General features: G+C 64.1%; 19 protein-coding genes. 1 reads left to right on the forward strand and 18 read right to left on the reverse strand.

Annotation, left to right across the window (positions count from 1 at the left end; genetic code table 11):
- Positions 1 to 42: 42 nt before the first annotated feature.
- The 7 genes from bamB to ndk all read right to left on the reverse strand — a co-directional run bounded on the left by bamB (position 43) and on the right by ndk (position 7,585).
- Positions 43 to 1,194 (reverse strand): outer membrane protein assembly factor BamB, encoded by a 1,152-nt coding sequence (gene bamB, locus S6FBBBH3_RS10090; protein ID WP_120177611.1) that lies wholly within the window; start codon positions 1,192 to 1,194, stop codon positions 43 to 45.
- 273 nt (positions 1,195 to 1,467) lie between these two features.
- Positions 1,468 to 2,109 (reverse strand): YfgM family protein, encoded by a 642-nt coding sequence (locus S6FBBBH3_RS10095; protein WP_120177612.1) that lies wholly within the window; start codon positions 2,107 to 2,109, stop codon positions 1,468 to 1,470.
- A gap of 40 nt (positions 2,110 to 2,149) precedes the next feature.
- Positions 2,150 to 3,457: a histidine--tRNA ligase gene (hisS, locus tag S6FBBBH3_RS10100; protein WP_120177613.1), complete on the reverse strand. Its 1,308-nt coding sequence runs from the start codon at positions 3,455 to 3,457 to the stop codon at positions 2,150 to 2,152.
- Between the two features lie 62 nt (positions 3,458 to 3,519).
- Positions 3,520 to 4,764, reverse strand: a complete 1,245-nt coding sequence (gene ispG / locus S6FBBBH3_RS10105; RefSeq protein ID WP_120177614.1) for a flavodoxin-dependent (E)-4-hydroxy-3-methylbut-2-enyl-diphosphate synthase — start codon at positions 4,762 to 4,764, stop codon at positions 3,520 to 3,522.
- Between the two features lie 69 nt (positions 4,765 to 4,833).
- Positions 4,834 to 5,838, reverse strand: a complete 1,005-nt coding sequence (locus tag S6FBBBH3_RS10110) for a helix-turn-helix domain-containing protein (RefSeq protein WP_170143912.1) — start codon at positions 5,836 to 5,838, stop codon at positions 4,834 to 4,836.
- 88 nt (positions 5,839 to 5,926) lie between these two features.
- Complete coding sequence (rlmN, locus tag S6FBBBH3_RS10115) at positions 5,927 to 7,120, reverse strand: 23S rRNA (adenine(2503)-C(2))-methyltransferase RlmN (RefSeq protein ID WP_170143930.1); 1,194 nt, start codon at positions 7,118 to 7,120, stop codon at positions 5,927 to 5,929.
- Positions 7,121 to 7,159: 39 nt separating this feature from the next.
- Positions 7,160 to 7,585: a nucleoside-diphosphate kinase gene (ndk, locus tag S6FBBBH3_RS10120; protein ID WP_120177617.1), complete on the reverse strand. Its 426-nt coding sequence runs from the start codon at positions 7,583 to 7,585 to the stop codon at positions 7,160 to 7,162.
- A gap of 267 nt (positions 7,586 to 7,852) precedes the next feature.
- Between ndk and S6FBBBH3_RS10125 the strand changes: the two genes are divergently transcribed.
- Complete coding sequence (locus S6FBBBH3_RS10125; RefSeq protein ID WP_120177618.1) at positions 7,853 to 8,452, forward strand: hypothetical protein; 600 nt, start codon at positions 7,853 to 7,855, stop codon at positions 8,450 to 8,452.
- Between the two features lie 116 nt (positions 8,453 to 8,568).
- Here S6FBBBH3_RS10125 and rlmD read toward each other — a convergent pair whose 3' ends face one another.
- The 11 genes from rlmD to pstC all read right to left on the reverse strand — a co-directional run bounded on the left by rlmD (position 8,569) and on the right by pstC (position 20,366).
- Positions 8,569 to 10,035 carry a 23S rRNA (uracil(1939)-C(5))-methyltransferase RlmD gene (gene rlmD / locus S6FBBBH3_RS10130; RefSeq protein WP_120177619.1) on the reverse strand — a complete coding sequence of 489 codons (1,467 nt, stop codon included), beginning with the start codon at positions 10,033 to 10,035 and terminating at the stop codon, positions 8,569 to 8,571.
- 154 nt (positions 10,036 to 10,189) lie between these two features.
- Positions 10,190 to 11,104, reverse strand: coding sequence for a M23 family metallopeptidase (locus tag S6FBBBH3_RS10135; protein ID WP_120177896.1), 915 nt, complete (start codon positions 11,102 to 11,104; stop codon positions 10,190 to 10,192).
- Positions 11,105 to 11,216: 112 nt separating this feature from the next.
- Complete coding sequence (gene surE / locus S6FBBBH3_RS10140) at positions 11,217 to 11,987, reverse strand: 5'/3'-nucleotidase SurE (protein WP_120177620.1); 771 nt, start codon at positions 11,985 to 11,987, stop codon at positions 11,217 to 11,219.
- A gap of 281 nt (positions 11,988 to 12,268) precedes the next feature.
- On the reverse strand, positions 12,269 to 13,447 hold the full coding sequence (locus S6FBBBH3_RS10145; RefSeq protein WP_120177621.1) for an amidohydrolase: 1,179 nt from the start codon (positions 13,445 to 13,447) through the stop codon (positions 12,269 to 12,271).
- 101 nt (positions 13,448 to 13,548) lie between these two features.
- The gene (locus S6FBBBH3_RS10150) at positions 13,549 to 14,742 is read right to left on the reverse strand and encodes a hypothetical protein (RefSeq protein ID WP_120177622.1); all 1,194 of its coding nucleotides are present in this window, start codon (positions 14,740 to 14,742) and stop codon (positions 13,549 to 13,551) included.
- Positions 14,743 to 15,048: 306 nt separating this feature from the next.
- Positions 15,049 to 16,338, reverse strand: a complete 1,290-nt coding sequence (gene phoR / locus S6FBBBH3_RS10155) for a phosphate regulon sensor histidine kinase PhoR (protein WP_232008785.1) — start codon at positions 16,336 to 16,338, stop codon at positions 15,049 to 15,051.
- On the reverse strand, positions 16,335 to 17,090 hold the full coding sequence (locus tag S6FBBBH3_RS10160) for a response regulator (protein WP_232008786.1): 756 nt from the start codon (positions 17,088 to 17,090) through the stop codon (positions 16,335 to 16,337). The genes phoR and S6FBBBH3_RS10160 overlap by 4 nt, the downstream gene beginning before the upstream one ends.
- A gap of 11 nt (positions 17,091 to 17,101) precedes the next feature.
- Positions 17,102 to 17,788: a phosphate signaling complex protein PhoU gene (gene phoU / locus S6FBBBH3_RS10165; RefSeq protein ID WP_120177624.1), complete on the reverse strand. Its 687-nt coding sequence runs from the start codon at positions 17,786 to 17,788 to the stop codon at positions 17,102 to 17,104.
- 14 nt (positions 17,789 to 17,802) lie between these two features.
- On the reverse strand, positions 17,803 to 18,594 hold the full coding sequence (pstB, locus tag S6FBBBH3_RS10170) for a phosphate ABC transporter ATP-binding protein PstB (RefSeq protein WP_120177625.1): 792 nt from the start codon (positions 18,592 to 18,594) through the stop codon (positions 17,803 to 17,805).
- 30 nt (positions 18,595 to 18,624) lie between these two features.
- Entirely contained in the window at positions 18,625 to 19,485 is an 861-nt protein-coding gene (pstA, locus tag S6FBBBH3_RS10175; RefSeq protein ID WP_170143913.1) for a phosphate ABC transporter permease PstA, read from the reverse strand.
- Positions 19,482 to 20,366, reverse strand: a complete 885-nt coding sequence (pstC, locus tag S6FBBBH3_RS10180; RefSeq protein WP_120177626.1) for a phosphate ABC transporter permease subunit PstC — start codon at positions 20,364 to 20,366, stop codon at positions 19,482 to 19,484. Before pstC ends, pstA begins: the two co-directional genes overlap by 4 nt.
- Between the last annotated feature and the right edge of the window lie 18 nt (positions 20,367 to 20,384).

A 20,384-nucleotide genomic window follows, 5' to 3' on the forward strand; every position in this document is an offset into this window, starting at 1 on the left:
GGTCAATTCGAAAAAGAAACGGCTCGACGGGGAGCCCGACGGTTATTCGCCGAGCGGTTCCTCGACGATGTGCGCGACGTCGCCTTCGATCGTCTGGAAGATCGCACCGTACCCGTACTGCGCGGCGGGCGAAGTGATCGCACCCGAGAGCGACGTGCGCGCGACCGCTTCGCCCGTGGCGGGGTTGAGGAATGTGACGTACCCTTCGTAGTCGCCCACGGCGAGCGTCGAACCGACGCGAATCGGGGTCGACACCGAGCGGTAAAGCATCGTGTCGTTCACCCAGGCTTCGCGACCGTTCGTGCGGTTGAACGCGTGAACGCGACCCGCGTCGTCGACTTCGTAGACCATGCGGGCGTCGGCCACGGGGCCCGTCACCGCATCGACGGGCGCGGCCCAGACCGTGCGGCCGTTTTGCGTCTGCATGCAAACGACGTTCCCCTGGAAGGTGGCCGCACACATGAGTTCGTTGTCGACCCAGGGACGACCCACGACGTCGATCAGTCGTTCGACCTCGGTGATCCCCTTGGCCTGACCGATCACGGCGTCGAAGACCACCTTGCCGTCGTTGGGGTTGAGAGCGAGCAGACGGCCGTTGGCCTGACCGATCAGCACGCCCGCGGGCGACCAGGTCATCTGCGAGAAGACCTTGAGCGTGAGCGCGGGCACCTGGCCCTGGTAGCGCCACACGCGGGCGCCCGTGATGAGGTCAAACCCGGTGATGCGCGTGTCGGACGACTTCACTACGACGCGACCCGCGCCGACCAAGGGCGGCACGTCGATGTCGGACGAAAGCGTCGCGCTCCAGACGAACTTCCCTTCGGCGTCGAACACTTCGACTTCGCCGCGTTCGGTCCCGACCGCCACGTAGTTGCCGTCCGTACCGATGCCGGCCGTGATGCGGCCCTTGGCTTTCGCGCGCCAGACCACGTCGCCCGTCTGACGATCGAGTCGGTAGATCTCGTCTTCGCCCGCCGCATAGACGGCGTTGTCCGTCACGGCCGGAGCGAGACTGCGCGAAGCGCCTTCGCCCACGTTGACGCGCCAGAGCACGCGAGCCGTCGTCTTCGGCGTGATGTCCTGAAGTTCGGCGGGTTCGTGCGTATCGGACGAAGAAAAGAGACCGCAGCCGGCGAGCGGCAGCGTAAGAAGCGCGGCCGCCGCGAGGCGGGTCAGCACATGGTTGAAAGACATGCTCGAAATTCCTTGCGAACGTGGGCGGCGCGTCGCGCGGGCTCCTCGAAAGGGCGGCGGAAAACGTTCGGAACGATCCGAGCCGTCCTCGCCGGGGCGCGGCGCCGTCGGTTGGCCGTCATTGTACGGGGCCCGATGCTCGGGCGTGAAGCGGGAGGGGGACTTTTTCGGCGTCCCGAGTCCCTCTTCCCCACGAAAAACGCCCGTCCGGGCAAAGGGCGGGCGATTTTCGAAGCGGCGCGCCCGACGGGACGGCCGCTTGAGTGCGGTCGATCAGCCTTCGACCGTCGGGAGGGCGCCCAGCTTGTACTGCACGACGCGAACGATCGGATCGTTCTTGTCGGCGACCTTCATGAGCTCTTCCCAGGCAGCGCGGGCCTTGGCAACGTCGCCCTTGGCGCGCCAGATGTCGCCCTGACGATCGAGCACGATCGACTTCTGACGGGGTTCGGGCTTCGCGGCGTCAAGAAGCGCGAGCGCGTCGTCCAACTTCCCTTCGTCGTAGTAGACGCCCGCAAGACGCACGCGCGCGATCGTTTCGTATTCGGGGTGGTTCGACTTTTCGATCACCCACTTCAACTTTTCTTCCGCGGCGGCGAAGTCGCCCGAGCCGAGCGCGGCCTGCGAGGCGACGAAGGCGGCCAAGGGCGCGTAGATCGTGGAGCCGTAGGAAGAAATCAGACCCGAGGAGAGCGACGCGACGTTCTTCGCGTCGTTGTTCGCCACGGCGTGCTGCAGCTGCACGTAGGCGCCCGCCGCCGAAGCCGTCTGATTGCGCTTGTACCACTGCCAGCCGTTCCAGCCGGCGAAACCGAGACACACGACGCAGACGGCGGCCGTCACGGGGGTACCCCACGTGTCCCACCAGGCTTTCATCTGATCGATACTTTCCTGCTCTTCCAAGTCGTAAGCCATTGCTTGACGCTCCTAAGTTCGTTGTCGGCGATGCGGGCGATCAGGCGCGCATCGTTGCAAGCGCCGCCGCCACCGCCTTCGGGGCGTCGGCCAGCGCCACGCGGGTTTGTTCGGCAAAGGGAACCGTGCGGCCGTCGTCGTATGCGCGAAGCGCCTTGACGGAAACGGCGCCCTCGGCGAGTTCGTCCTCGGTCGCAAAGACCGCAAAGTCGGCGCCCGAGGCGTCGGCTTTCTTCATCTGACTCTTGATGCTGCCGCTGCCCGGGTGCACGATCACGCGCACGTTGAGGTCGCGCATCGCTTCGGCAAGAAGGAGGGCCTTCGTCTGCGTGTCGCCGCCGTGGTGAATGACGTAGACGTCCGTCTGCGTCTTCACGGGCACGTTGCCGACTTCGCGGATGAGTTCGATCACGCGCTCCATCCCCATGGCAAAGCCCACGCCCGGAGCCGGACGACCGCCGAGCATTTCGACGAGCGGGTCGTAACGACCGCCGCCGCAGATCGTGCCCTGGGCGCCGAGCTTGTCGGTAATCCACTCGAAGACGGTGTGGTTGTAGTAGTCGAGACCGCGAACGAGGCGCGGGTTGATCGTGTATTCGATCCCGGCGGCGCTCACGAGTTCTTCGAGGCGATTGAGGAAGCCGCGGCTCTTTTCGCCGAGGAAGTCGAGAAGACGCGGGGCCGCGTTGACGAGTTCCTGCATCTCGGGGTTCTTCGTGTCGAGAATGCGAAGCGGGTTCGTGTAGAGGCGGCGAAGCGCGTCTTCGTCGAGCTCGGCCTTGTGGTCCTCGAAGTAGCGGATGAGCGCGTCGCGGTGCGCCTGACGTTCGTCGAGCGCGCCGAGCGTGTTCATTTCAAGCTTGACGGGACCCACGCCGAGCGCCTTCCAGATGCGCGCGAGCATGACGATCATTTCCGCATCGACGTCGGGCCCTTCCATGCCGAGGGCTTCGGCGCCAAGCTGATGGAACTGACGGTAGCGGCCGCGCTGCGGGCGCTCGTGACGGAACATGGGACCGCAGTACCAGAGACGCTGGTTGGTGCCGTAAAGGAGATTGTGTTCGTTCACGGCACGCACCACGGCGGACGTGCACTCGGGGCGCAGCGTCAACTGGTCGCCGTTCATCGAGTCGACGAAAGAGTACATCTCCTTTTCGACGATGTCGGTCACTTCACCGACACCGCGCGTGAAAACGCGCGTGTTTTCCAGAATCGGCGTTCGGATTTCCTGGTACCCGTAACGCTCGAGGACGTCGACGGCCGTCTTCTGAACGAACTGCCAGAGCGCGGCATCCTGCGGGAGCATGTCGTTCATGCCCTTGACGCCCGTGAATTTTTCCTTCGCCATTGTCGAAACCTTCGTTGGATGCGGGATCGCTCTATCGCGAATCCTCTGATTTTTATGAAATTTTATTGTGCGTACGTGGTTCGCACGAATTCTTCAATCATAGCCTGAAAGCGTTCCGCCATGTCGGAACCCTTGAGGCTCGCGACCTTGACGCCGCGAATGTAGACGGGGGCGACGGGGCTCTCGCCCGCTCCGGGGAGACTGATGCCGATGTCGGCCTGACGGCTTTCGCCGGGGCCGTTCACGACGCACCCCATGACGGCCACCTTCATGCCCGCGGCCCCCGGGTACGCCGTACGCCACTCGGGCATGCGCTCGCGGAGGAAACTCTGCGTCGAAGCGGCAAGCTCCTGGAAGAATTCCGAGCTCGTGCGACCGCACCCTGGGCAACTCGTCACGGTCGGAAGGAAGGAGCGCAGTCCGAGGCTCTGAAGAATCTCCTGAGCGACGACGACCTCTTCCGTGCGGGCCGCACCGGGCGCGGGCGTGAGCGACACGCGAATCGTGTCGCCGATCCCTTCTTCGAGCAAAACGCCGAGAGCCGTGCTCGAAGCGACGATCCCCTTCGAGCCGATCCCCGCTTCGGTGAGCCCGAGATGAAGCGCGTACGAGGAGCGCTTCGCGAGCATGCGGTAAAGGCGCAGGAGTTCCGGCACGGTCGAAACCTTGCAGGAAAGAACGATGCGGTTTGCGGGAAGGCCCAAGGCTTCGGCTCCCTTCGCGCTCGAAAGGGCGCTCTCAACGAGCGCCTCAAGGAGCACTTCCGAAGGATCCGCCGGCTCGGGGCGGGCGTTGTTTTCGTCCATCATCCGCGCCAGGAGTTCCTGGTCGAGCGAGCCGCCGTTCACGCCGATACGCACCGCGGCGCCGTAACGCTTGGCGGTTTCGATCATCACGGCGAAATTTTCCGCCGCGCGGTCGCCTTTGCCGACGTTCCCCGGATTGATGCGGTACTTCGAGAGCGCGGCCGCGCATTCGGGCACTTCGGTGAGAAGCTTGTGGCCGTTGTAGTGGAAGTCCCCCACGAGCGGCACGAAGCATCCCGCCCGATCGAGCTTTTCGCGAATCTCGACGACCGCACGGGCCGCTTCGGGCGTATTGACCGTGAGACGCACGAGTTCGCTCCCGGCACGCGCGAGCGCGAGCACCTGTTCGACCGTCTTCTCCGTATCGGCCGTCGAGGTGTTGGTCATCGACTGAACGACGACGGGACGTCCCCCGCCGATCGTGACCGTGTGATCCTTCCACTTCACCTCGACCGCGTGGGTCGGGTGACGTCGCAAGCCTTCCGTACGAATGGTTGTCATTGTGCTTTTCGAATACGTGAAAAAGGCGGCGCAAACGCTGCGCCGCCGTGGTGAAGTCGGACCGCCGCTTTACTGCAGGGCGAAGCGCGCGACCCCGTTGCGGATCGCGAAGGCGTAGTCGTAGGCCTTGCCGTCGACGGAGAGCGTGAGAGCGCGACCGTTGCCGATCGTAAAGCGCGACCCCGAGGGGACGTCGACCGTGTGCGAGTCGCCCGCCTTCATTTCTCGGGCGACGATGCGCTCGCCCGCAGGGCCCGTCACCTGCACCCAGCAGGAGGCGGTCGTCGCAAGCGTCACGCGGTGCACGACCGGAGCGGCGGGATCGGCCTGCGCGGGTTCTTCCGCCGCGCGGGCGGGCGCGACCGAAGCCGTCGAAGCCGTCTGCGCGGGCTCGGCTGCGGGAGCGGCCGGCGCAGCCGGAGCTGCGGACGAAGCAGGCGCGGCAGGCTGAGCGGCGGTAGCGGCGGGCTGAGAGGCGGGAGCCGGCGTCGGAACGGGCGCGGAAGCAGCCGGAGCCGTCTGAGCCGGGGCGGTTTCGGTCGTGCCGGTCGTGCCGGTCGTGCCCGACGAGCCCGTCGCGGCGGGCGTCTGCACTTCGTTCACGCCCTCTTCGACCTTTTCGGCTTCGCTCAGAACGTTCGAGCCGAAGCGGTCCGTGTAAAGGCCCCAGGCCCCGGCGGCCACGATGAGGATGAAGACGAAAAAGAGGCTCACCTTGAGACCGCGGTGACGCGAATTCGAGCGGATGACCTGTTCTTCGTTCGGGTTCGCAACGGGCACCTGACCGACGTTGCCGCCCGTGCGCCCGTAGCGGGCGTTGTAGTCGGCCTGAAGACGCGCGGGATCGAGACCGAGCTGCTGGGCGTAGCCGCGAATGAAGGCGCGCACGTAGACGGGCTCGGGCAGCTGCGACATGTCTTCGCTTTCGAGCGCTCGAATCTGCATCACCGAGAGACGGCACTTCACGGCCATATCGCCGAGCGAGATGCCCGCGGCTTCGCGGGCCTGCCTCAATTCCTCGCCGAACCCCTGGGTTGCGGCCTTTTCCACGATCGTCGGATCTTCTTTCGTCATGGCGTCCATCTCATCGGTGTGGACGGATTCTCGGGGGGATTCCGTCCTGGTAATTGGTTTGAGGTTCCCTCTGTCGGGGGGTCGGCGCTCAGCGCGTACCGAGGCCCTTTTGCAGGATGACGGCCGCTTCGGCCTTTTGCTGCGCGAGGCGTTCGGCGCGGCGCGTGCGGTCGCGCACTTCGCCCGCAAGCTGCCCGCAGGCGGCGTCGATGTCGTCGCCGCGCGTCTTGCGCACGGTCGTCACGATCCCCGCCTCGTTGAGGCGGCGGCAGAAAGCAAGCACGCGGTCGCGTTCGGGCTTGCGAAGATCCGACTGCGTGAAGGGATTGAAGGGAATCAGGTTGAACTTGCACGGAACGTTTTCGCGCCGCACGAGTTCGATCAGTTTGTCGGCCTCGTCGAGACCGTCGTTGATCCCGCCGAGCATCACGTATTCGAACGTAATGAAGTCGCGCGGCGCCACCTTGAGGTAGCGACGGCACGCGGCCATCAGGTCGGCGAGGGGGTGCTTGCGATTGACGGGCATCAGCTTGTCGCGCAACGCGTCGTCGGCCGCATGCAGACTCACGGCGAGAGCGACCGGAGCCGCTTCGGCGAGCTTGTCCATCTGACGCACGAGGCCCGAGGTCGACACCGTCACGCGGCGTCGCGACAGACCGTAGCCGTTGTCGTCGAGAAAGAGCTTGAGCGCGGGAATCACGTTGTCGAGATTCTGGAGGGGTTCCCCCATGCCCATCAGCACCACGTTGCTGATCACGCGATCGTTGGGATCGGTGATGCCGCGATCGCGTCGCAGTTCGCGTTCGGCCCACCAGAGCTGACCGACGATTTCGCTCGTACGCAGATTGCGATTGAACCCCTGTTTGCCCGTCGAGCAAAAGAGGCACCCCATGGCGCAGCCCGCCTGGGTCGAGATGCAGAGCGTGCCGCGGTCGTCCTCGGGGATGAACACCGATTCGACCGCGTTTCCGTTACCGACATCGAAGAGCCACTTGCGCGTGCCGTCGGCCGATTTCTTTTCGGCAATCGGCTGCGGAGGCTCGATTTTCGCGAGCTCGGCGAGCTTCGCGCGGAAGCTCTTCGCAAGGTTCGTCATCTGCTCGAAATCGCCTTCGACGTGACGATGCAACCACCGCGCGAGCTGCGTCGCGCGGAAGGCTTTTTCGCCGTGCGAGGCGCACCAGGCAGTGAGCCCCTCAAGGTCGAAGTCCAACAGATTGACGCGGTCGTCCTCGCGGACGACCGACGTCGCGGCACCCGCCGCGGCGGGCTCTTCTCGGATGTCGGTCACGGATAGTCCTTTGGCTTGGCCTTTACCGGATTAGCGGCTGTGAACGGCGAGCGTCGGGAAGAAGTAGGCGACTTCGACGGCGGCCGTTTCGGGAGCGTCGGAGCCGTGAACGGCGTTGGCGTCGATGCTTTCGGCGAAGTCGGCGCGGATCGTGCCGGGGGCGGCCTTCTTCGGGTCCGTGGCGCCCATGAGCTCACGGTTCTTGAGGATGGCGCCTTCGCCTTCGAGCACCTGGATCATCACGGGGCCGGACGTCATGAACGCAACGAGGTCCTTGAAGAAGGGACGTTCGCGGTGCACGGCGTAGAAGCCTTCGGCTTCGGCCTGGGAGAGCTGGCGCATCTGGGCGGCGACGATCTTGAGACCGGCGTTTTCGAAACGCGTGTAGATCTGACCGATCACGTTCTTCGCGACGGCGTCGGGCTTGATGATGGAAAGGGTGCGCTCAATAGCCATTTTGTTGACTCGCTTAACTTACGGTTGAGAATTCGACGAGACGGACAACGGGGCGTAAATGGCCCGTTCTCCCAATATTCGGAAGGCATCCGTTCTCAAACGGGGGATTTTATCACGCGCCATTCGGGCTCCCCTCCTCCCTTTGCGCTTTTTTCGCTTTGTTACGGGGGTCCTTTCGGCCGCGTTCGAGCCGATTGCAGGCGTTGCGACGCGCTATTCTTGGTAGCTCCCGAACACGTTTCGCGCCCCGCGCGTCAAAGGAGCAACATGTCGAACGAAAAAAACGTGGGAACCACCTTCGCCGACAATCTCGGCACCGCGCTCGGCGGCTGCGTGCGCGATCAGACCGTCGTGCTTTTCAACCGCGACGTCGCGGCCTCGGCGGGCGTGAAGCTTTGCCCGATTCCGTTTGCAGGCGAAAAGAAAAAGCGCGGCTTCAAGATCCGCTGGGCCGCACTCCTCGCGGGTGCGGGCCTTTGGAGCGCGATCACGGAAATCCCCGAGCTCGGGCGCGAGACGCGTCTACTGAACCGCACCGAGCGCGCCCTTGCGGTCTACGCGGACGAGGCGCTCGAGGGACGCCTCCTCGGCAAAGTTTCCCCCGAAGAGCGCGAAACCTACGAAGCGCTCCGCAAGGCCTTTCTCGCGCTGGCGCGTCGTCCTTCGACGCGCGCCGAAGACTTCGCGAAGGCGTTTCTCGACGCGGTGCGCGCCTGGGACCCCGCAAGTGCCGCAAACCCCGAGCGGGCGCTTCGCGCGACGACCCACCGCGTAACCGAAGCCGCGCACATCTTCTCGCGCCTCGCGCAGAGCCTGCGCGAATCGCCCTACGCCTACGACCCGAACGCCTTTGCCGGGAAGGCGTAAGCGCCCGTGAGGAAACGCACTGCTTCCAACACAAGAGACAGGAAACCCGACGCAAAGAAAAAGCGGTCGCTCGGCGTAGGAGCGGCCGCTTTTTTCATGCGAAGCCCGAAGGCGCTTTAGTCTTCCTCGCTCTCGAGTCGGATCTTCACGTTGTCGTCGCCCTGAGCGGCGATGCGCTTTTCGATCGACTCGGCTTCTTCGGAAAGCTTCTCGGGCTTGGGACCGGGTTCGAGCACCGCGATCGATTCGACGTGGCCCGTGTGCGGGAACATGTTCATGATGCCCGCGGCGCGGATGTGCCAGCCGCCTTCGTGGTGCAGAACCGCGCAGTCGCGCGCGAGCGTCGCCGGGTTGCAGGAGACGTAGACCACACGAGCGGGGCGCACGTCGGTGGCGGCGAGAACGCGCGAGAGCGCGAGCGCCCCTTCGCGCGGCGGGTCGATGAGCACCCGATCGATCCCGCCCATGCGGGCGTTGAGTTCGTTCCAGTCGTCTTCGCACCAGGTAAAGAGGTTGCGGGCGACGAATTCGGTCTTATCCTTCAAGCCGTTGCTCTCCGCCCCGCGGCGCGCGCGGGCGACGAGCCCTTCGGAACCTTCGATGCCGATCACGCGGGCGCTGCGACGCGCGAGCGGCAGCGTGAAGTTGCCGAGACCGCAGAAAAAGTCCGCGACCTTGTGCTCGGGCCGCACGTCGAGAAGGCGCACGGCGCGCCCGACCATCGTCTCGTTAAGGGCGTGGTTGACCTGCGTGAAGTCGGTGGGCTTGAAGGCGATGCGCACGTTGAATTCGGGGAGTTCGAGACCGAGCGCTTCTTCGTTTTCGGGACGAACGGCGTGAGCCGTTTCGGGGCCCTTTGGCTGGAACCAGATGTCGACGCCGTGCGCGTCGCCGAACTCGAGCATCGCCCGGCGGTCGGCTTCGGTCGGTTCCTCAAGAATGCGGAAAACGAGCGCGGTGCGGCCGTCGCCGCCCACGGCCACTTCGATCTGAGGCATGCGCTGACGGATCGAGAGCGAGGCGACGAGTTCGCGCATCGCGGGAAGCATGTCGGAGATTTTCTTCGGAAGAATCCGGCACTCCGTCATGTCGGCGACGTACGAGGAGCTCTTTTCGTGGAAGCCCACGAGGACGCCGCCCTTTTTCGCCACGTCGCGCACCGTCAGGCGCGCGCGGTGACGGTAGTTCCAGGTCGGACCGTAGATCGGCGCAAGAACGCTTTCGGGGCGCACCTTGCCGATATGCCAGAGCGTGTCGAGGAGAACCTTTTCCTTATAAGCGACCTGAGCGAGCGGGTCGAGATGCTGCATCGCGCAGCCGCCGCAGCTCCCGGGGCCGTGACCGAAATTCGGGCAGGCGGGCTTGACACGCTGCACGCTCTCGCGGTGTACCGCCGTCACGCGACCCATTTCGTAGCTCGGCTTATTGCGAATGCGCTCGTAGGTCACGCGTTCGCCGGGCAGCGCGCCCACGATGAAGACGACCTTGCCGTCCCTCTTCGCCACGCCGCGACCTTCCTGGTCGAGGCGCTCCACGTCCACGGTGAAGTATTCCGGGGTTTTCTCCTTCGATCGACGTCCCATGAGTCGGATCTCCTTGCGCTGCGTTTGTGTCGGGCGGTACGGATGCCAAGACAACCGGCGGGCCGCCCGCCCGGTCCGGTTGTCGGAAAAATCGGAGGCGCCATTGTGCCAAAAAAGAACGCCCGCGTGGCGTGCGGGCGCTCTCGGGAAAGACTCAGCGACGGGGCGCGAGGTACTTCATGGGATCGACGGGCTTGCCGTGATCGCGCACCTCGAAGCGCAGGAAAGGCCGCTTCGCATCGGTACCACCGAGCTCTGAAATCTTCTGACCGGCCCTCACCTTGTCGCCCACTTTCACGACGATCTTCGAGTTGTGGCCATAGGCCGTGACGAAGGTTTTCGTGTGCTGCACGATGACGAGCTGCCCGTAACCCTTCACGCCGTCGCCCACGAAGAGGACCGTCCCGTCGGCGGCCGCAACGACCACGTCGCCCACGGTGCCGCCGATATCAAGGCCCATCTTGTTTTGCGTGTAGGTGGCGAGCACCTCGCCGCGGGCGGGCCACAGAAGGCGCGTCCCCGGCACGATCGCGGGCGCCTTTTCGGGCTTCGGCGAGGCGGCCGCAGCGCCGCCTTCGGCGGGCTTCGCGGGCGCGTTCGTGATCGCGGTCGTTTCCTCAACGCTCGAGCTCGGCGTACGCACGACGGTCGAGGGCGTTTCGGCGGTTTCGGGAGCTTTCGCCGCGTCGTCCGTATCGGTCACGCGGTTGACGCGCACCGACGAAGACACTTCGTAGGGACGCGGCTCCGTTACGGACTCGGGCAGGCGCAGGGACTGCCCGATACGCAACTGCGTCGGATCCGTAATGGCGTTGAGACGCGAGAGCTGCCCCGCATCGAGCCCGTAGCGCACGGAAAGGTTGTAGATCGTGTCGCCCGGGGCCACGACGTGCGTGCGGCCCGAATCGCGAACGAGCCCGGGGGCGCTCGAGCCCGCGGACGTGCCCGCGGAATACTGCGAGCGATCCACGACGGGCACGGTGCTCGGATCGATCGTCGAGCAGCCCGTGAGAACGAGCGCGCCGAAGGCCGCAAGCGCCGCGGCGGAAAGTTTCAAGTTGCGGTTCATACACTTCGACGCCCCGGGGTTCCCTTGTTCATTGTGTTCGTTCGGGAACCGGAGCATCACCTCCTTGTTGGAATTCAATCGTTGTCGACTTTTGCAGGAAGTTCGGTCGGGGTCAGTCGCGCTTCGGGCTCAAGTCGCCCGCTAGCCACCGGCCCGTGCGTTCGACCTCGCGGTGCGCGGTGAGGTCGATCTGCAGGGGCGTCACCGACACGTACCCGTGCGCGGTCGCCCAGAAGTCCGTCCCTTCCGCGGCGTCGGCGGGTTTGCCGGCGGCGCCGAGCCAGTAGATCGGGAAGCCCCGCGGGCTCATCTCTTCGATCACGGGTTCGGCGCTCATGCGGCGCCCGAGGCGCGTCGAGCGAATGCCCTTCACCACGTCGTAGGGGAGGTTCGGCATGTTGACGTTGAGAAGCACGGGATCCGTCGTATCGCGCTCTTCAAGATAGCGCTCGACGACCGTCTCGGCAATGCGGGCGGCGGACTCGAGCTCGGCCCAACCCTTGTCGATCTGCGAGAAGGCGATCGAAGGCACCTTGAAGAGGTACCCTTCGATAGCCGCTGCAACCGTACCCGAATACATCGTGTCGTCGCCCATGTTGGCGCCGCAGTTGATCCCCGCAACGACGAGGTCGGGCATCTCGTCGAGGAGCCCCGTCAGCGCCACGTGAACGCAGTCGGACGGAGTGCCCGAAACGACGTAGAGATTTTCGCCCGGCATGTGTTCGACCGTGAGCGGGCGATTGAGCGTGAGCGAATTCGAAGCGCCCGAATGATTGTGGTCGGGCGCCACCACCGTGACGCGCCCGAAGCGGCGCATGGCGCACGCGAGCGCCTGAATGCCGGGGGCTCGGTAACCGTCGTCGTTCGATACGAGAATGTGCATGGCTTTGAACCGTTCGAGAGTGCGGGCCGCGTTCCCTTTTGCATGACAATGCGCCCGAAGTCGGGCCGGGATACGCGGGCGAAGTCTGTGGAAAGTGTCCGTGATTCTAACGGAGCCTGCCCCTCCGGGCGGCGCGCGAAGCCCGACCGTCACGGATCGGTACGATTTTTGACGAAAAAGGCCAGGTTCGGGTTCGAAAAGAAAGCCGCCCGACAACGTGCGTCGGACGGCTTTCGGGGGCTTTCGGCGGCCCGGCCGCGGACTTTCGCATCAAGCCGCGATCAGCAACCGCACTCCGTGCCGAGGAAGTCGAGCGCAACGCGCACGTGCAGAGCGGCGCCCTTCACGAGCACGTCTTCGTCGACCGTGTAGCGGCCGTGGTGCTGCGCCCAGCACGCGCCGCACGCTTCATTGCGAACGCCGAGGAAAACCATCACGCCCGGAGCCTTTTCCTGGTAGCGCGAGAAGTCTTCGCCGCCCATCGTCGGGGGATAGTCGTAGAGGCAGTCGTCGCCCAACACCTTCTGCGCGCTCTTACGGACAAGCGCCGCCATCGCGGGGTCGTTCACCGTGGGGGGCACGAGCTCTTCGTAGGTCACTTCCGCATCGCCGCGCATGCTGCGCGCCGTTTCGCGCGCGATGCGTTCGATCTGTTCGGGGAAACGGGCGCGCACTTCGGGGCTGAAGCAACGGGTCGTACCGATCATTTCGGCCGTGCCCGAAATCACGTTGAATCGCGTGCCCGAATGGAGTTCCCCGATCGTCACGACGGCCGTATCGACGGGCGAGGTTTCGCGGCTCACCACCGTCTGGAGGTTGAGCGCGATCGAAGCGGCCATCACGGTCGCGTCCGCGCAAAGGTGCGGCTGCGCGCCGTGGCCGGCCTTGCCGAGCACCTTGATCGTGAAGCGGTCGCCCGAAGCCATGGTCGGACCTTCGCGCACGGAAATCTTCCCGGCTTCGATGTCGGACCAGACGTGAATGCCGAACGCGGCGTCGACCCCGTCCATGGCACCGTCTTCGACCATCTTCTTCGCGCCGAGACCGATTTCTTCGGCGGGCTGGAAGCAAAGACGCACCGTCCCGCAGAGTTCGGAACGGATGTCGGAGAGCATCTTCGCGGCCGTCAGGAGCATCGAGATGTGGCAATCGTGACCGCATGCGTGCATGAGGCCGGGACGTTCGCTCGCGAACGACAACCCGGTTTCTTCCGTGACGGAAAGCGCGTCGATGTCGCCGCGCAGAAGAATCGTGCGCCCCGGACGCGCGCCCTTGATCGTGGCGAGCGTGCCCGTGGGCATACCGCAGACGCGCCATTCGACGCCCATTTTGTCGAGTTCTTCGCGAATCTTGCGGGCGGTGTCGTGCTCTTCGCCGCTCGCTTCCGGATAACGGTGGAAGTGGCGACGCATTTCAATCTGGTACGACTCGTACTTCTCTTCGAGAGCCTTGAGATCCATGCTGATTTTCCTTTCTTTTCGGTCCGCCCGACGGGTCGGGGCGGCCCCTCTCAAAACAAGAACCCGGGCGGAAGCGTCCGGGTTCGAAAGCGGCGACGCTCTCAGAGCATCTTCGCGAAGATGCCGGCGATCACGACCGACGTGATCGTCACGGTCGCAAAGCCCCCGACGATCATCGGCGGGAAGATCTTCGACATCAGGTATTCGCGTTCGTCCTCGGTGGCGGCCATTTCCGCGCACATCGACTCGGTGATGATGGCGTTGAAGGGGAAGCCGTAGAGGGCCGTCAAGCAGTTGGCGTAGCCGAGCCAGACGGGAATGCCGAGCGCGCGGGCGACGATCCAGGCAACGACCGCCATGCCGAGGATGCCGAAGACGATGAGGGTCACCATCGGGCCGATGATCGCCACGAGCATTTCGGGCGTGCAGTCCTTGAGGCCGTCGAAGATGAACATCATGAGCGCAAAGAGCATGATCTGGTAGGAGTTCGCCTTCGTGAGGATGTTGGGCTCAAGGAAGCCGAGGCGGCAAAAGAGAACGCCCAGGACCAAGCACCAGATCGCGCCCGAAATCCCCGTGACCCCGCCCGCGAGCATCGCGAGCCACGCCACGAAGCCGAGCTTCACGAGCATGACGATCGGGGAATTCCATTCGTCAGGGAGGTGCAGAATCGCGTGCTTCTGCTCTTCGGGAAGCTTCGTCACCGCCTTGATGTCGGTTTCTTCTTCGGCGACGTCGGCCTTGACGCGCCCCGAACGGTATTCGGCGAGAAGACGCGCGCCTTCGCGCTTCAGACACACGGCCGTCAGGGGATAGCCCGCAAAGCCCTGAATGCAGTACATCGAAATCGCAAAGACGGCGGCCGTCGTGAGGCCCGCTTCCTGCGCGGCCTGCTGCATCATCGTCGCCGCGACGATCCCGCCCGTCAGCGGCGGCAACCCCGCGATCACGAGCGCCCGGTCCATGAAGAGGGGGCAGACGAAGTAAGCGACCGCACACATCCCCGCCAGACCGCACACGCAGAGAATCACGGTCTTCCACTGCGCGAGGAGCGCTTCGAGACTGATCATCGTGCCCATATGCGTGATGATGAGGAACATCGCCACGGTGTTCGCAAAGGGCATGAGGTGAGCTTCGGTCACGAGCTCCTTGGGCAGAATCGTCCAATAGCCCAACAGCAAAACGACGGCGGACACAAAGACGGACGGCACCCAGGCGCGCGTGAGTTTCGCCACAACTTCGCCGATGATGACGACGATGCCGCAGATGATGAAGGCTGCCATGAAGTTGTACATGGGGTCTCCCGGGAAAATTGAGGAATCTTTTTTCGACGGGTGCTCGTCGAAGCTACGGAAGGGCTCCAGCAAAAAGACGGCCTTGCGGCCGTCCGTATCCCGTCGTTCATTCGATTGTAGGGGACGAACCTTCCCACCCCCGACCGCCCCTCCTACGACAATTCTTTTAGCGCGGTTGCGTGCCGCCAACTTCGCCCGTTTTGGCGTTGCCGCGCGCCTCGCTTCGCAGGGTTAGCTCCTTGGTTTGCAAAGAAAAAGCCTTGCAAAAGATCGGGTTTTGCAAGGCTCGGTTTCGCTCGGGGACCGTCAGAATTTGCTGAAGGTGCGCGCTTCGGGAAAGCGCATCGAGAAGGTTGACCCTTTGCCCGGCGTCGACTCGATGGCAAGGGTCCCGCCGTTGTGGCGCAGGATGTGCTTGACGATCGCAAGCCCCAGACCCGTGCCGCCCGTGGCGCGCGAGCGCCCTTTGTCGACGCGGTAAAAGCGCTCGGTCAATCGGGGGATGTGCTTTGCGTCGATCCCGATCCCCGTGTCCGTTACGGAAAAGCACGAGCCCGTGCCGTACCGCCCCCATCGCACCGTAATGCTGCCGCCCTCGGGCGTGTAGCGTACGGCGTTCGAGACGAGATTCATCGCGGCGCTGCGCAGTTCGTCGGCGAAGCCCACAAGCGAGACATCCTCGATTTCCACGAGGAAATCGTGCTTGCCCATGGAGAGGGCTTTCCCTTCGCGCACCACGTCTTCGACGAGCTTCGGCATGGCGACGACGTCGGGTTCGTCCGTCGACCCTTCGTCTTCGTTCTCAAGGCGCGAGAGCGTCAGAAGATCGTCGAGAAGCATCCGCATGCGCTTCGTTTGTTCGCGCATGAGCGAGCGGTGGTAGGCGAGCACCTCGCGGTTCGCTCCATCGTCGTCCTTTTCGAGGTCCAAAAACCCGCTGATGACGGTGAGAGGCGTGCGGAGTTCGTGGCTCACGTTCGCGACGAAATCGCGGCGCACCTCTTCGAGGCGTCGCCCTTCGGTGACGTCGCGCGTGACGATCATCGTGTGGCGCGCGTCGGGCGCAACCGCCGCCACTTCGAGGATGAAGTTCGTGCCTTCGGGCTCCGTCACGAAGGGAGCCTTGTAGTCGCGCGTCAGCATCCACTGGCGAAGCCGCTCGTCGTGAAGCACGTCGAAAAGGGGCTTCCCGACCACATCGGGCGTGAAGCCCAGGTGACGAAGCGCCATGTCATTGAGCCACTCGATCTGGTTGTCGTCGCGCAGAATCACGACGCCTTCGGGCAGGAGTGCGAGCGTTTGACGGTAGCGGAAGTCGCGGTCTCGGATGCGTCGGGCTTTTCGTTCGTCTTCGTGCACGAGCTCGCGCCACATCAGGACCGTGAGCAAAAGCAAAATCGTCGTCCCCGCTCCCCAGAGCAGAAGCGCGGCGTCGAGACTGCCCGCAAGGCCAACCGCAATCGCCGCGGCCGCCAAAACGCAAAAGCCCCCGATGAGAGCGAACCCCCGGGAGCGCATGAGTTCGATGTCGACCCTCCGATCGGGCAGGCTCATGCCGTATCCGTTCGGATTGGGTTCCTGTGTCAGATGGCTCACGATCCGTAATCCTTGGCTCGATACCCGACCCCGCGAACGGTCTCGACGAAATCTTCCGCCGACGTACCCGCCAGAATCTTACGGAGTCGCAACATGTGAACGTCCACCGTCCGTTCGTCGACGAAGGCCGTCTGCCACACCGATTCCAGAAGCTGAGCGCGCGAGAAAACGCGACCGGGCTTTTCGGCAAAAAGCTTGAGAAGCTTGAATTCCTTCACGGAGAGACGAACGGGCTTGCCGTCGATCGCAACTTCGAACTTCGATTCGTCGATGCGAATCGGCCCGCAAACGACCGCGGTCTCCCGCGGTTCCGCGCGCCGCTCGGCTCCGTCCTCCGCCTCGTTCGGGCTCGGACGGCGCCGCAGTTGCGTGCGGATGCGCGCGACGAGCTCGCGGGGCAAAAAGGGCTTCACGATGTAGTCGTCCGCCCCCGTCTCCAGGCCGCACACGCGGTCCGCTTCGGCCCCTCGGGCTGTCAGCATGATGACGGGAATCGACGACCAGGCGCGGTCGCTGCGAAGCTCCTTGAGCCAGTCGAGCCCGGACATGTCGGGCAACATCCAGTCGAGGAGGATCAAGTCGGGGCGCGAGGCGGCGAGCGCTGCCCGCGCGGACGCGATATCTTCGGCGCGGTTCACCCGGAACCCTTCGCTCTCGCACACGAAGGCGACGAGTTCGCGGATGGCCGTTTCGTCTTCGACGATCAGAAGTTCAGGCATTTCGGTCGGGGAAAGGTTTTCCAACGACGTCATTCTACGGCCTTTCACGCTTGAGTCGAGGTTTCGTGACGGATGTCGACGCCTTCGCGGATGAAGACGACCGCTTCGGCGACGTTCGTGAGGTGCGCCCCCACGCGTTCGAGCGACTTCGCGATGCGGATGAGTTCGAGTCCGTCGGGAACGTCCGTGCGACCTTCCTTCAGGTGTTCGACGAGTGCCACGACGGCCGCATGCACTTCCGAGACGACGACGGGCTGACGCGCTAGCACCGCGCGGGCCTTTTCGACGTCGAAGTCTTCGACGGCAAGGAGCGCCTCGGTCGTCATGACAAGGAGATGCGCGTGGATCGTAAGGAGCGCGTCGCGCGTCGTGAGAAGCTGCCCTTCGAGGGACGAACTCATCTTGCGCACCCCTTTGGCGGCGTTTCGCACTTCGTCGCCCATGCGCTCGAAGTCGATCGTCATGCGCAGGCACCCGAGCAGCATTCGAAGATCGATCGCCTGGGGCTGACGGCTCGAGAGAATGCATTCGATGAAGGCGTCGAGATCCTTTTCCTGACGGTTGATGTCGACGTCCGCAGCTTCGATTTCACTCGCTTCCCGGTGGTCGAGCTTCAAAAGCACGAGACCGACGGCGTCGAGCTGACGACGCACCGCACGCCCCATTTCGAGCATGTTGTGCCTGAGTTTGTTCAATTCCTCGTCGAAGCGTTTGATGATGTGCTGTTCCATGGTGGTTCTCCAAATCAGCCGAAGCGGCCCGTAATGTAGTCTTCGGTGGCCTTCTGCTGCGGGCGGGTGAAGATCGTGCGCGTGTCGCCGAATTCGACGAGTTCGCCGAGGTACATGAAGGCGGTGTAGTCCGAGATGCGGGCGGCCTGCTGCATACTGTGCGTGACGATGACGACCGTGTAGTCCTTCTTCAGTTCGTCGATGAGCGTTTCGATGCGGGCGGTCGAAATCGGGTCGAGCGCCGAGCAGGGTTCGTCGAGCAGGAGCACTTCGGGCTTTACGGCGATGCCGCGCGCGATGCAAAGACGCTGCTGCTGACCGCCCGAGAGCGACGTTCCGGGCTGTTGGAGCTTGTCCTTCACGTCGTCCCAGAGCGCCGCCTTGTGGAGCGCCCAATGGACGCGCTCTTCCATGTCGGCCTTCGAGAGCTTCTCGCGAAGACGCACGCCGTAGGCGACGTTTTCGAAAATCGACATCGGGAAGGGGGTCGGGCGCTGGAACACCATGCCGATGCGGGCGCGCAGATCCGTCACGTCGATGTCGCGCGAGAGGATGTCGAGGTCGCCCATGTGGAGGTACCCTTCGGCGCGCTGACCGGGATAGAGATCCTGCATCCGGTTGAAGGAGCGCAAAAGCGTCGACTTGCCGCAACCCGAGGGGCCGATGAAGGCGGTAACGCACCCTTCGGGAATCTTCATCGTGATGTTTTTGACGGCGTGAAAGTCCCCGTAGTAGAGGTTCAGGTCACGCATTTCGATCTTGGCCGGCGGCATTTCGCGCGGCGTTGCGGAGTTGGTCGTATCCATTTTTCAACTGAATTTCATTCGGGTGTACGGTCAGCGGGAGCGGCGGCGTTCGCGCAGCCAGATCGCGGCCGAGCTCATGACGAGAACGAGGAGCAGAAGGACGAGAGCCGTGCCGTACTGCAAGGGGCGCGTCGCTTCGATGTTGGTCCCGGAGGTCGCCATGACGTAGATGTGGTAGGGAAGCGCCATCACGGGCTCAAAGAGCGATGCGCCTTCCTTCGGGGTGAAAAAGACGCTGCCCGTGTACATGATCGCGGCCGTTTCACCCGCGGCACGCGAAAGCGCCAGGATCGACCCCGTCAGCACGCCCGGAAGCGCGTTGGGAAGAATCACCTTCGTGATCGTCTCGAAGCGCGAGGCGCCGAGCGCGAGACTCGCTTCGCGCCACTCCTGGGGCACCTGCGAGAGGGCCGCCTCGGTCGTGTTGATGATGATTGGGAGCGACAAGACGGCGAGCGTCAGGATCCCCGAGAGGAGACTCACGCCGAAGCCGCAGAAGACCACGAAAAAGGTGAGGCCGAAGAGGCCGAAAACGATCGAGGGAACGCCAGCGAGGTTCGCGATCGAGAGGCGCGTGAGCGTCACCCAGGCCGAGTCCTTCGCGTACTCGTGCAGATAGACCGCGCTCATGACGCCGAGCGGCAGCGCGATCACCAGAGCCCCCGCCGCAAGGAGGAAGGTCCCGACCAGGCAGGGCCAGATCCCCCCTTCCGTCATCATGTTGCGGGGCGCTTCGGTCAGAAACTCCCACGAGAGCCCCGGCAGGGCTTCGACGACGATCAGACCGATGATCGCAAGGAGCGAACCGATGTTGATGATGGCCGCCGCACGCATGAAGCCGAAGCCCATGCGTTCCGTAATCGTGCGGCTCGTGCGATTCGTCGAAATCATGCTTTGAGACTCATGCGGCGGGTGAAGTACCACGCCATAAGGTTGAAGACAAACGTGAGGAGGAAGAGAACGAGACCCGTCGCATAAAGCGCGTGGTAGTGTTCCCCGCCGACCGCGGCTTCGGCCATTTCGGCCGCGATGCTCGCCGTCATCGGACGCACCGGGTCGAAGATGCTCTCCGGAATGATCCCGGCGCCGCCCGCCACCATGAGCACCACCATCGTTTCGCCGATCACTCGGGAAATACCGAGCATCACGGCGGTGCCGATGCCGCCCATGGCCCAACGGAGTTCAACGCGAACGAGCGTTTCCCAGCGCGTCGCGCCGAGCGCGAGACTCGCTTCGCGCAGACCCGCGGGCACGTTTTTGAGGGCGTCCTCGGAAATCGACGCGATGGTCGGCACGCACATGAAGGCGAGCATCAACGCGGCGTTCGTGAGGTTGAGGCCCGAAGCGAGGTTGAAGGTGTTTTGCAACCAGGGCGCAACCACCACCATCCCGACGAAACCGATCACGACGGAGGGAAGCGCCGCCATCAGTTCGATGAGGGGCTTGGCGATGCGGCGCACGGGTTCGGGCATCCCGCAGTGCATCGCACAGGCGGTGAGCACGCCGAACGGAACCGCGATGAGGGTCGTCAGAACCGCAGCGGCCAAAGAGCCCGTAACGAGGGCGCCGATCCCGAAGACGGGCAGTTCGTCCGTCGGGTACCACTCGGTCGAAAAGAGAAAGTCCGTGAGGGAGACGTCGCGCAGGATCGGGAACGCTTGGGTGCACAAAAAGAGCACGATGGCGGCAAGCGCAATGACGCTTACCGCCGCCGCGGCTCCCAGCATTCCCCGAAAAGCCCGGTCCACCCTAAGCTTTGCGGGAAGAGCCATCCGTTATGCTCCCGAAAA

It is taken from the genome of Sutterella megalosphaeroides (genome assembly GCF_003609995.1).
Taxonomy (GTDB): domain Bacteria; phylum Pseudomonadota; class Gammaproteobacteria; order Burkholderiales; family Burkholderiaceae_F; genus Sutterella; species Sutterella megalosphaeroides.

Bases quoted from the DNA above. Each gene is read 5' to 3' on its own strand.
- ispG (WP_120177614.1), bottom strand. From the start codon at position 4,764: ATGACAACCATTCGTACGGAAGGCTTGCGACGTCACCCGACCCACGCG.
- phoU (WP_120177624.1), bottom strand. From the start codon at position 17,788: ATGGAACAGCACATCATCAAACGCTTCGACGAGGAATTGAACAAACTC.
- pstA (WP_170143913.1), bottom strand. From the start codon at position 19,485: ATGATTTCGACGAATCGCACGAGCCGCACGATTACGGAACGCATGGGC.
- pstB (WP_120177625.1), bottom strand. From the start codon at position 18,594: ATGGATACGACCAACTCCGCAACGCCGCGCGAAATGCCGCCGGCCAAG.
- S6FBBBH3_RS10160 (WP_232008786.1), bottom strand. From the start codon at position 17,090: ATGACGTCGTTGGAAAACCTTTCCCCGACCGAAATGCCTGAACTTCTG.
- ndk (WP_120177617.1), bottom strand. From the start codon at position 7,585: ATGGCTATTGAGCGCACCCTTTCCATCATCAAGCCCGACGCCGTCGCG.
- rlmD (WP_120177619.1), bottom strand. From the start codon at position 10,035: ATGGGACGTCGATCGAAGGAGAAAACCCCGGAATACTTCACCGTGGAC.
- surE (WP_120177620.1), bottom strand. From the start codon at position 11,987: ATGCACATTCTCGTATCGAACGACGACGGTTACCGAGCCCCCGGCATT.
- hisS (WP_120177613.1), bottom strand. From the start codon at position 3,457: ATGGCGAAGGAAAAATTCACGGGCGTCAAGGGCATGAACGACATGCTC.
- S6FBBBH3_RS10110 (WP_170143912.1), bottom strand. From the start codon at position 5,838: ATGACGAAAGAAGATCCGACGATCGTGGAAAAGGCCGCAACCCAGGGG.
- S6FBBBH3_RS10135 (WP_120177896.1), bottom strand. From the start codon at position 11,104: ATGAACCGCAACTTGAAACTTTCCGCCGCGGCGCTTGCGGCCTTCGGC.
- S6FBBBH3_RS10125 (WP_120177618.1), top strand. From the start codon at position 7,853: ATGTCGAACGAAAAAAACGTGGGAACCACCTTCGCCGACAATCTCGGC.
- bamB (WP_120177611.1), bottom strand. From the start codon at position 1,194: ATGTCTTTCAACCATGTGCTGACCCGCCTCGCGGCGGCCGCGCTTCTT.
- S6FBBBH3_RS10145 (WP_120177621.1), bottom strand. From the start codon at position 13,447: ATGGATCTCAAGGCTCTCGAAGAGAAGTACGAGTCGTACCAGATTGAA.
- S6FBBBH3_RS10095 (WP_120177612.1), bottom strand. From the start codon at position 2,109: ATGGCTTACGACTTGGAAGAGCAGGAAAGTATCGATCAGATGAAAGCC.
- pstC (WP_120177626.1), bottom strand. From the start codon at position 20,366: ATGGCTCTTCCCGCAAAGCTTAGGGTGGACCGGGCTTTTCGGGGAATG.
- S6FBBBH3_RS10150 (WP_120177622.1), bottom strand. From the start codon at position 14,742: ATGTACAACTTCATGGCAGCCTTCATCATCTGCGGCATCGTCGTCATC.